Source organism: Streptomyces sp. NPDC030799, assembly GCF_055572255.1.
Genome location: NZ_JBVIDS010000015.1, coordinates 194,027 through 203,291 on the forward strand (window position 1 = coordinate 194,027; position 9,265 = coordinate 203,291).

At 67.7% G+C, this 9,265-nt stretch carries 13 protein-coding genes; 7 read left to right on the forward strand and 6 right to left on the reverse strand.

Features of this window, described 5'->3' with window-relative positions:
- Positions 1-81: 81 nt before the first annotated feature.
- A complete protein-coding gene (locus ACZ41I_RS33080) occupies positions 82-420 on the reverse strand; it encodes a helix-turn-helix domain-containing protein (RefSeq protein ID WP_363215151.1) in 339 nt (112 codons plus the stop codon).
- Between the two features lie 158 nt (positions 421-578).
- Entirely contained in the window at positions 579-1,232 is a 654-nt protein-coding gene (locus ACZ41I_RS33085; RefSeq protein WP_468515787.1) for a TetR/AcrR family transcriptional regulator, read from the reverse strand.
- Positions 1,233-1,370: 138 nt separating this feature from the next.
- Between ACZ41I_RS33085 and ACZ41I_RS33090 the strand changes: the two genes are divergently transcribed.
- Positions 1,371-1,943: a dihydrofolate reductase family protein gene (locus ACZ41I_RS33090; RefSeq protein ID WP_399766364.1), complete on the forward strand. Its 573-nt coding sequence runs from the start codon at positions 1,371-1,373 to the stop codon at positions 1,941-1,943.
- 42 nt (positions 1,944-1,985) lie between these two features.
- On the opposite strand, the gene ACZ41I_RS33095 is transcribed toward ACZ41I_RS33090, so the two are convergent.
- The 3 genes from ACZ41I_RS33095 to ACZ41I_RS33105 form a co-directional block, all read right to left on the reverse strand.
- Positions 1,986-2,186: a hypothetical protein gene (locus tag ACZ41I_RS33095; RefSeq protein WP_468515788.1), complete on the reverse strand. Its 201-nt coding sequence runs from the start codon at positions 2,184-2,186 to the stop codon at positions 1,986-1,988.
- A 48-nt stretch (positions 2,187-2,234) separates the two neighbouring features.
- Positions 2,235-2,456, reverse strand: coding sequence for a hypothetical protein (locus ACZ41I_RS33100; RefSeq protein WP_363215149.1), 222 nt, complete (start codon positions 2,454-2,456; stop codon positions 2,235-2,237).
- Between the two features lie 148 nt (positions 2,457-2,604).
- On the reverse strand, positions 2,605-3,447 hold the full coding sequence (locus tag ACZ41I_RS33105; protein ID WP_399766357.1) for a helix-turn-helix domain-containing protein: 843 nt from the start codon (positions 3,445-3,447) through the stop codon (positions 2,605-2,607).
- Positions 3,448-3,646: 199 nt separating this feature from the next.
- Here ACZ41I_RS33105 and ACZ41I_RS33110 point away from each other — a divergent pair, with 199 nt between their 5' ends.
- A complete protein-coding gene (locus ACZ41I_RS33110; RefSeq protein WP_363215147.1) occupies positions 3,647-3,886 on the forward strand; it encodes a hypothetical protein in 240 nt (79 codons plus the stop codon).
- A gap of 14 nt (positions 3,887-3,900) precedes the next feature.
- Here ACZ41I_RS33110 and ACZ41I_RS33115 read toward each other — a convergent pair whose 3' ends face one another.
- Positions 3,901-4,329 carry a VOC family protein gene (locus ACZ41I_RS33115; protein ID WP_363215146.1) on the reverse strand — a complete coding sequence of 143 codons (429 nt, stop codon included), beginning with the start codon at positions 4,327-4,329 and terminating at the stop codon, positions 3,901-3,903.
- Between the two features lie 274 nt (positions 4,330-4,603).
- On the opposite strand from ACZ41I_RS33115, the gene ACZ41I_RS33120 reads away from it, so the two are divergent.
- The 5 genes from ACZ41I_RS33120 (at position 4,604) to ACZ41I_RS33140 (ending at position 9,260) form a co-directional block, all read left to right on the forward strand.
- Entirely contained in the window at positions 4,604-4,825 is a 222-nt protein-coding gene (locus ACZ41I_RS33120; protein WP_468515789.1) for a hypothetical protein, read from the forward strand.
- A 67-nt stretch (positions 4,826-4,892) separates the two neighbouring features.
- Complete coding sequence (locus ACZ41I_RS33125) at positions 4,893-5,699, forward strand: calcium-binding protein (RefSeq protein ID WP_399766347.1); 807 nt, start codon at positions 4,893-4,895, stop codon at positions 5,697-5,699.
- 470 nt (positions 5,700-6,169) lie between these two features.
- Positions 6,170-6,619 (forward strand): hypothetical protein, encoded by a 450-nt coding sequence (locus ACZ41I_RS33130; RefSeq protein ID WP_363215142.1) that lies wholly within the window; start codon positions 6,170-6,172, stop codon positions 6,617-6,619.
- Complete coding sequence (locus ACZ41I_RS33135) at positions 6,619-8,685, forward strand: hypothetical protein (RefSeq protein WP_468515790.1); 2,067 nt, start codon at positions 6,619-6,621, stop codon at positions 8,683-8,685. The genes ACZ41I_RS33130 and ACZ41I_RS33135 overlap by 1 nt, the downstream gene beginning before the upstream one ends.
- Complete coding sequence (locus ACZ41I_RS33140) at positions 8,682-9,260, forward strand: hypothetical protein (RefSeq protein ID WP_399766340.1); 579 nt, start codon at positions 8,682-8,684, stop codon at positions 9,258-9,260. Before ACZ41I_RS33135 ends, ACZ41I_RS33140 begins: the two co-directional genes overlap by 4 nt.
- The last annotated feature ends 5 nt before the right edge of the window (positions 9,261-9,265 follow it).

Genomic DNA, 9,265 nt, shown 5'->3' on the forward strand with positions numbered 1-9,265 from the left:
GTCGACCGGAACCTTCCAAGTGTTTTCCGCAGTGACCGTGCATTCGATTTCGCTGCGGCCTGGATTTCTGTATCCGCGGGACTAGGTATCCGTGCCTTGCCCGTCCAGCTTCCGGCGCATGTCCCGGTTCAGGCGGAGGGCGTCGTCGAGCTGGTCCTCAAGCGAGACGATGCGGCAGGCGGCCTCGATGGGGGTGCCCTGGTCGACGAGCTCACGGGCACGGGCGGCGATGCGCAACTGGCGGCGCGAGTACCGGCGGTGGCCGCCTTCCGAACGCAGCGGAGTGATCAGCTCGGCTTCGCCGACGGCCCGGAGGAAGGCGGGTGTGGTGCCGAGAACGTCGGCGGCACGCCCCATGGTGTAGGCGGGGTAGTCGTCGTCGTCGAGGTTGCCGGCGACAGGGGCGTTCTCAGCGGGCATGGCACCTTCGTTTCGGGGACGCGGCGAGGGAGCCGGGCGTGCGCGGCACCCGTGCCCGGAAGGAAGCATCACCATCTGCGTCGTGCGTCAACCTTAACTCCGGCAGGCACGGACATGTGTCTTCGCCGTGACAGACTTTCCCCCGCCGTACCCGCCGGCTAGACACCCCGTTCGATCATGTCGATGACGTGCCGGCCCGCGGCGCGGGCCTGGGTGGGGTCGAGGCCGCGAAGGGGGCCGTCGATGAGCAGCATGGCGAGGCCGTGGACGGCGGACCAGGCGAGGAACTCGGCGCCGGAGCGGCGGTCCTCGGGCAGCAGACCGGCCTCCACCAGGCCATCGAGGGCAGCGCCGAGGATTTCGAACGGTGTCTTCCCGCCGGGCCCCGCCGCGGTGTCGTCGGTCGCGTGGGTCATGTCGCCCGGCACATGGAAGGCGGCGCGGAACAGGCCGGGCTCTTCGCGGGCGAAGCGCAGGTAGCCGGTGCCGACGGCGCGGAAGCGGTCACGGGCGGCGGCCACCGCGTCCTCGGCCGGCGGCAGGGCGGCCTGCTCGGCCTCCATGGTGCGGGCGACTTCGGCCATGGCCGCCTGGGACACCGCGTGCAGGAGCGCGCCTCGGTCGGCGAAGTGCCGGTAGGCGGCATTGGGGACGACCCCGGCCTGCCGGGTGGCCGCACGCAGCACGACGGCTTCCGGACCACCCTCACGGGCGAGTTCGAGGCCGGCCTTGACGAGCGCGTTGCGCAAGTCGCCGTGGCGGTAGGTGTCCCGCTTCGGTTTGCCGCTTCCGGCCGCCGTCATGGCCACCATCCCCTCAATGTGGACAGCATCCACTTAAGCCGTCTAGGCTCCTGCACGTTCGGTCCGGGGTGCGCACTGTCGCGACCTCCGAATGTGGACATCGTACACAAGCCTTGTGACCAGGCGCGAGATACCGAGGAATCCCAGATGCGTACCCTGATCAGCACTGCTTTCGTCTCGCTCGACGGCGTCGTGGAGGCCCCCGGCGGCGAGCCCGGCTACCGGAACTCCGGATGGACCTTCAAGGACGTCCCGTTCCTCCCCGAGGCCTTCGACATCAAGGGACGGGAACAGAAGGAAGCCACGGCCATGCTGCTGGGCCGTGTCAGCTACCAGGCGTTCAGCCCGGTGTGGCCCGGCATGGAGGACTTCGCCGGTTACAAGGTGATGCCCAAGTACGTCGTCTCCACCACTCTCACCGAGAACGACCTGGTGGCGAACTGGGGTGAGACCACGATCCTGCGCTCGCTCGACGAGGTCGCCGCGCTGAAGGAGACCGAGGGCGGCCCGATCATCGTCCACGGCAGCGCGGCCCTGAACCAGAGCCTCTCGGACGCGGGTCTGATCGACCGGTACCACCTGCTCGTCTTCCCGCTCCTGCTCGGCGCCGGCAAGCGTCTGTTCAGTGCCACGGACAAGGACACGCAGAAGCTGAAGCTGGTCGAGCACGAGGTCTACGCCAACGGCCTGCAGAAGAACGTCTTCGACGTCATCCGCTGACCCGGTCGGGCCACGCGGCACGCTCGTGGGCCGCCTGGCAGGTCAAGCGGCCCTGGGCCGCGTCGCGCGTATGCCCGACGCGGGCTCCTGTGCGTCCTCGGGCGGCCAGGTCTCGTCATCCCCGAAGTCGGGGGCCTGGAAGGGATTGGTCGTCGGAGGCGGCGATGCTGCCTTGGAGCAGCGGGGTTGCGCTTCCAGGGCGGAGAACAGCGACGTCAGATCGATGAGAGGACTCTCTTTCATGACAGGCTCCTGAAGGGGCCTGGTGTGCCGTGACCGGGCACAGCGGTTCTACAGCTTGGTCATCTTGGCGTACGGGCTCAAGATCCGCATTCGCGCCGAGCCGAAATCCACGAGGGCGGCGATTCCGTCCTCGATGCCGATCACCCGGCCGAGGCCGTACACGTCATGTGTGACCTGGTCGCCCATGGCGAAGTGCTTGGGAGCGGGTGTGACCGGGGCCTTGAAGGGGCTGGTGGGCAGATGACGCTTCGGCGCAGCAGGCTTTGTCATGACTCAGTATGAGCCCATGTGTACCCCCGTTCGCTGTGGCCGTCGGCACAGATCCAGACGAGGGTAACCGCTTCACGCCGCTGACCTGGGCTTTTCGAGAACTGCTGAGATGAAAACCGGCCACAGGGATGAGATGCGCAGGCCCGCGTTAACGGCAGTGGCGCGCCACATACGCGTCCAGCGGCTCCAGCGCGCCCCACGCCTGGTCGAAGCTGTCCGCGAAGTACGCCAGGAAGGCCGGCCCCTCCACGCTGAACCCCGTCAGTTGTTGACGGCCGGCACCGGAGAAGGACAGAAAGGTGACGGAGTCGTCCACGAGGCCGGTGTTGTGCCAGGCACAGGAGGCAGTCCAGGGCATGACGCGCGCCTCGTAGGCGTATATGTCCGTGGTCTCCGCGTGATGTTCGCGCAGCCACTGCAGGTAGGCCGTCCTCGGCGCACCGTCTCGCTCGGGAACACCGATGATGCGCCGGACACTGGCACCCTCCCCGGAGTGGCCCCTGGCCCACTGCAGCACCGTACTGAAGTACTCGGCCACTTCCGCCGCTCCCCAGTGACCGGGCGGGTGGAGCCGGACGTAGGTGAGCCGGATCTCGCGGCGGGCCGTGCGGATCCGGTCGGCGGCGGCGCGGTAGAAGGAGGTCGGGTCCGGATAGCGCACCATCTCGGCCCGCGTCGCCTCCACCGGCCCCTCGGGTCCCTCCCGCTTGAGCGTGTCCAGTTCCGTCCTGGCCTCACGCCACAGGGCCTGCCACTGGCTCCAGTCCCCGCCCAGCACGGCGACCAGGCGGCGGGTGACCATCTCGCCGGGCAGGCGACGCCCGTTGAGGGCCTCGGAGACCGTCGCCGGACTGCACTGCGCCCGAGCGGCGATCGTCTTTATCTGGAGGTTGCCCGCAGTGATGCGCAGCCGACGCAGCTCCGCTGCGAACCGCCGCACGGGCGGCGGCGCGCCGCGCGGGTGGGCGTCCATGGTTCCCCCAACTGCCATGCCCGGTCCGACGATTCACGATCGTCCCACTGTTTCCGAGCATCCGCCGAACTTCATCGAATCCCATCGAAGAAGGCTGAAATTCTCCGATGCTTCCGAGAAGAACGGACTCCGCCGGAATCCCTGGACCGCGTGGAGTCGTGCCTGGTCGAATGGCTGATATCCCAAGCCGAGGTCAGGACGAGGAAGGTGAGCAAGCATGCCGATCGACCTCAGGATGTCGCTCCGCCGCCACTACGTGACATTTCTTGCCGTGCTCGTGACCGGGATCGTTCTGATCATGGCGGTCAACGGCACCGCGCAGTCCACGGAGGTCTACCTGCACGGCCTTCTGGGCGTGGGAGGCCTCATCGCCGGCTACGTGCTCACACCGCCCGAGCCCTCCCGCCCGGGCGACCCGGATGAGCGGCCCGGCGTGGCGGAGGGCGAGGCCCAGTGAGCAGGATCGAATGCTCAGTCGAGACAGAACTCGTTGCCCTCGATGTCCTGCATCACGATGCAGGAGTCGTGGCCGTCGTACAGCAGCCGCACGCGTACCGCGCCGAGCGCGACCAGTCGTGCGCACTCGGCTTCGAGCGTGGCGAGGCGCTCTTCCCCCACGAGCCCGGTGCCGACCCTCACGCAGAGATGCACCCGGTTCTTGACGACCTTGCCTTCGGGAACGCGCTGGAAGAACAGTCGCGGGCCGACACCTGAGGGATCACTGCAGGCGAACCATGAACCCTGCTCCTCAGGAGGCCGGGAGCGGTCGAAGTCGTCCCACGTGGCGAATCCCTTCGGCGGCGGCGCCACGACGTACCCCAACACCTCGCACCAGAAGCGAGCGACGCGCTCGGGTTCGGCGCAGTCGAAGGTGACTTGGAACTGCTTGATCGATGACACAGGCGCACCGTAACAGGGGCCTTTGTTGCTCATCTCCCGGTCGGGACCTGCCGGATGCTGTGACGTTTGATCATGCACATGCGCTGGTTACGACGAGCAGTCTGTGTGACAGCTGTGCATGAGGCATGGCCATGTGAACGGGGGGATCCAGGATGACACCACATCCGGCACGTCATCGGCGCGCGCTGAAAAGGCGTGTCCTCACCGGCGCTTCTGTCGCTGCGGCGGCCGGACTCGCGATCACCGCGACCATGGCCGTCAACGCCGAGGCGGCATGGACGTCGGCCACACGGTCCTTCCCAAGTCGACGCCTCCGTACAGCTACACCAGGACCAGCGCCCGTCTGATCAGCCGCTCCGGGGTGTTCGGCACCGCGAGGACGCTCACGTCGGACGGCCGGGTGCCCCAGGTCGACGCCCGCCCGAGTTCCCGGTTCACGGTGATCTGGCAGCAGGAGACCTACCCGTACACGATCAAGTCCGTCGCCGGCCCCTGACCGGCTTCGGCTGCCCCGCCGTGCCCCGCCCGGCGGGTTCCCACTCATCCCTTCGAGAAGGAGATGCATGCGCAAGCGCGCTGCCTTTGCCGTCCTCAGTGCCGTCACCGCGCTGGCCGGCTTCGCCGTCCCCGGTGCCCAGGCGGACGAGCCCCAGACCACCGATGTCCAGATGAGCAACGTCACCTTCGACGGTGGCAAGAACATCGTGGTCGGTCTCTACGCCAAGACGGTCACGGTGTCGGGGACCTTCACCCACCCGTCGGGCATCCAGGACGCGGACTTCGTCCTGTGGCGCGGACCGGACGGTGCGAACCCCTACGAGACCTACGACGACCGCATCGTGTCGAACCAGTACCACTACCATGCGGACTGCGTCGCCGTGAGCGCCACCACCTCCACCTGTGAGCAGACGTTCTCCCTCGAACCGGACTGGAGGTACGGCGGCACCGCACTCACCAACGCCCACGCCGGCACCTGGAAGGTCAGTGTGATGGGGGTGGCCAACGACGACAGCTGGACCCAGACGGCGAGCTACACCACGACCCGTCTGCAGCGGCAGTCGAAACTCACCGTGGACGCAGGTCCGGAGCCGGTCGCCCAGGGCAGGACCCTCACCGTGACCGGCAGGCTCACCCGGGCCGACTGGAACAATCTCGACTACTTCGGTTACTCCAACCAGCCGGTCAAGCTCCAGTTCCGCAAGGCCGGTACGACGACCTACACCACCGTGAAGACCGTGTACACCTCCAGCACCGGCGACCTGACGACCACGGTCCCCGCCGCAGAAGACGGCTACTGGCGCTGGAACTTCACAGGCACCTCCACCACCCCGGCCGTCAAGGCGACCGGCGACTTCGTCGACGTGCAATAACCCGAACGGACACGCCTCCCGCTCACGACGGAGTGCCCCGGCCGTTCGACGCCGGGGCACTCCCCGTTCAGTGCTGGTGGTTGACCTGCCGGAGCAGACCGCCAGATCGCCCCGGCGGCGGGCCGGGATCCCCGCGAGGCGGTTCCCCTGGTCCCCCTCCTCGACGGCCTTCTCCCACCAGGGCAGGGCCTGGTCCAGCCGTCCCTGTTTCGTCAGCGACTCTGCGTACGTACGGGCCGCGCCCGGCTGCGACCGGCACTCCCCGCTCGGCCTGGTGATCACGTCGGCCGGCGGAGCATCGGAATGTGACGTACTCGTGTGCCTTCTGTGGAGGGCTGGTCAAGTGTTGTCCGCCTGGGACTCGTGTGATCGGTTCGGTGCGTCGAGTAGGAGAGAGCAACACATCTGCATCTGCGTCGGGCAGCACATTCACATCGTGCCGAACGGACAACCGGGAGAGGTTGGGGGACATGGCCTGGGAGGAATGGGAACAGCTGAAGCACGAGGCAGCGCAGCGGCGGTCGACCAGTATGCGGTTGAACCAGCTGCCGGCCGACGGCGGCGGGGGCGCGCAGCCGGGCGGCGACCTGAAGGTGAACCAGCAGGACCTGGCCGCCATCGGCGACAAGGCATTCGACCTCTGGGACGCGCTCGGCAACCACGGGCGGGACGCCTGGTCCAGCAGCCAGTCCGCCGCCTCCGACCTGAAGGGGCAGGGCTTCAGCCTGGGCGGCGGTCTGGATCACGTGCAGGAGCGTTGGGAACACCAGCTGACCACGCTTCTCGACGCGTGCGCGCACATCTCCAACCACCTCGAGTTCACCAAGCGGGTCCACCGGGGGGACGAGCACTACATCGCGGGTCAGCTGAGCAGCATCGCGACGCTGGACCAGGGCTTCAGCGAGGAGGCCGGTCACTGATGGATCTGGACACGCTGCGGTTCGGCCGCTTCGAGACGCTGGGGACCGCCGTCGCGGACTGGGCAAAGGTCGTCAGCCACCTGGAGACGCTGGAGAAGGACGCGCGCGACGGCTTGAAGGGGGCGGCGGAAAAGGCCGATTGGAAAGGGGTGAACGCCACGGTGACCCGTGAGTTCATCACCAAGACGGCCGACGAGTTCGCCGACGCCCATGCCGAGGCGAGCAGCATCCACAACATTCTCAAGGACACCCATGACGAACTCGTCGGCTACCGCAACCAGCTGAACCAGGCGATCTCCGACGGCCTGAAGAAGAACCTGACGGTGATGGACACCGGCAACGGGTCGTTCACCGTCACGATGAACATCCACCCCGACCGGGCCGCCAAGGGCACATCGGTGCCCGAGCACAGCCAGCAGGACGTGGACCACCTCCGGGACGAGGTCCAGCGGATCCTGAAAGCGGCCACCGAGAGCGACAACTCGGCCGACCAGGCGCTGCGGGTCCTCGTCGACCAGACCGAGTACGGCTTCTCCGGCGCCACCTACCAGGACCGGGATTCCGCCGCCGAACCCGTGGAGGAAGCCGAGAGGCTGGCCAACCTCCTCAAGAACAAGGGCGACTCGATGTCGCCCGAGGAATTCGACGAGCTCAACCGATCCCTCGCGAAGTACCGCAACGACCCTCTCTTCCAGGAGAAGTTCGCCACGACGCTGGGCCCGCGAGGCACGCTCGACTTCTGGGCCGACCTGTCCGACCCGTCCGACGGCGGCGACCTGCAGCGGGCCCGGCACGACCAGCTGGGCGAGCTGCAGAAGAACCTCGGTCTCGTCCTCGCCGGCGCCACCCGCTCCGATTCCCCCGCGATGCGCCAGTGGGAGGACCAGATGGTCCAGCTCGGCGACGACCGGATCCAGACGCGCGGGACGCAGGTCTACGGCTTCCAGCTGATGAGCAACCTCATGCGCGTCGGGGACTACGACGACCAGTTCCTGAACAAGTACGGCAACGCCCTGGTGGCGACCGAGAAGAAGATGCGCCTGCCGGACCACTACTGGAACGCCGGTGCGCCGCCGATGCCGAAGATGAACTTCATCGGGGACGACTTCGGCCGCGACCCGATGACGGGCCTCATGACGGGGTTGTCCAACAGCCCCAAGGCCGCGACCGACTTCTTCAACACCACCCAGCCCCAGGACAACGCCGAATGGGTACTCAAGCAGCGGCCGGTCTTCGACGACACGCCGCTCGACGACCACGACGGCAACCAGTCCCGTGAGGCGACCGGCAAGGCCCTGCTTGCCGCGGCGACCGGCGTGAACCCCAACGATCCGCACGCCGTCCCCGTCGAGCACACGGCGGACAACCGGCACGTCCTCGACAGATCCCTCAAGTACCTCTCCGAAGCCGGCGACGACATGCCGTTCGAGTTCCGCGACGACATGGCCACCACACTGGTCAACTGGGGCGACGAGGTACACAACACCGCGAGCTCCCTCGCCGACGACCCGAGCGACCCGCGGCAGCTGGACCGCCACCAGCTGCTGGAAGTGGCCAAGCAGGTCTCCCGCGACCAGCACGCCTATGGCATCCTCAACGACGGCCTCAACCGTGAGATGGTGCGCGACATCTACAACGACCATCCCAGCGATCCCAAGGAGACCCTCCTGCGAGCCGGACACACCGTCGGCTTTTTGGAGGAGGCCCGCTACCAGGCGCTGAAGACGGACAAGCACGACCCTTCCTGGGACGCCAAGTGGCTGTACCACGGCTTCGGCGGTGCCGTGAACTTCATTCCCGTCGTGGGCGACGCCGCCCAGCGTGGCGTGGACGCGCTCGCCTACCAGTGGCAGCTGGACGAGCAGAACCGCATCAACGAGGAGGTCGCCCGGCAGAACGGAGAGGTCTTCACCGCCCGCGAGAACCAGTTGCAGAAGCTGGCCGACCTGTGGGCGGACGCCAACCCCGACCACCACGGCAACAACCGCTACACCCTCACGTCGGAGATCAACGGAGCCGCGTTCGACGGAAACTCGCGCGCTCAGGGACTGGCAGGAGATCAGTGACCAAGCAGACCCGGAAGGCACGGCCGCGACTGCGCCGGTCGAGCGGACGCCTGCTCGCCACCGGCGCCCTCGCCTGCGCCGTCCTGCTCTCGTCGACCGCTTGCTCGAAAGGTGGCCGGGACTATGCCGTCCCCGGTGATCTGTGCGGGGTGGCCGTGGACTCCCAGCTGGTCTCGCCATTGCTGCCCGACGGCAAGAAGCTCACCCAGCGCTCCTCCGACGCCGGTGCGACGAGCCGCCGGTGCCGTGTCTCCGTGGACGACAACCTCGTCCTCTACATCTCCAGCGACTTGGTCTCGCCCGACACCGACCCCCTGAAGGTGCAGGACCGCGGTCTGCAGCGGCTCGGCCACCCCGCACCGGCCGACATCGGCGATGCGGCCCGCGTCGCCGACCGGGGGGCCATGGCGGTCGCCGACTGCACCACAGGAGGCGACAAGAAGCGCATCGCCACGCTGATCCAACTCGGGAAGGAGCATCCCGAGGACACCTCGCAGCGCAGGAAGGACCTGACACAGCTCCTGCGCGCGTATCTCCCGAAGGCGATGGCGGACCTGGACTGCCGCAAGGCCTGAGAGAC

Coding starts and splice junctions, on each gene's coding strand:
- ACZ41I_RS33080 (WP_363215151.1), bottom strand. CDS start 420: ATGCCCGCTGAGAACGCCCCTGTCGCCGGCAACCTCGACGACGACGAC.
- ACZ41I_RS33085 (WP_468515787.1), bottom strand. CDS start 1,232: ATGGTGGCCATGACGGCGGCCGGAAGCGGCAAACCGAAGCGGGACACC.
- ACZ41I_RS33090 (WP_399766364.1), top strand. CDS start 1,371: ATGCGTACCCTGATCAGCACTGCTTTCGTCTCGCTCGACGGCGTCGTG.
- ACZ41I_RS33095 (WP_468515788.1), bottom strand. CDS start 2,186: ATGAAAGAGAGTCCTCTCATCGATCTGACGTCGCTGTTCTCCGCCCTG.
- ACZ41I_RS33100 (WP_363215149.1), bottom strand. CDS start 2,456: ATGACAAAGCCTGCTGCGCCGAAGCGTCATCTGCCCACCAGCCCCTTC.
- ACZ41I_RS33105 (WP_399766357.1), bottom strand. CDS start 3,447: ATGGCAGTTGGGGGAACCATGGACGCCCACCCGCGCGGCGCGCCGCCG.
- ACZ41I_RS33110 (WP_363215147.1), top strand. CDS start 3,647: ATGCCGATCGACCTCAGGATGTCGCTCCGCCGCCACTACGTGACATTT.
- ACZ41I_RS33120 (WP_468515789.1), top strand. CDS start 4,604: ATGGACGTCGGCCACACGGTCCTTCCCAAGTCGACGCCTCCGTACAGC.
- ACZ41I_RS33125 (WP_399766347.1), top strand. CDS start 4,893: ATGCGCAAGCGCGCTGCCTTTGCCGTCCTCAGTGCCGTCACCGCGCTG.
- ACZ41I_RS33130 (WP_363215142.1), top strand. CDS start 6,170: ATGGCCTGGGAGGAATGGGAACAGCTGAAGCACGAGGCAGCGCAGCGG.
- ACZ41I_RS33135 (WP_468515790.1), top strand. CDS start 6,619: ATGGATCTGGACACGCTGCGGTTCGGCCGCTTCGAGACGCTGGGGACC.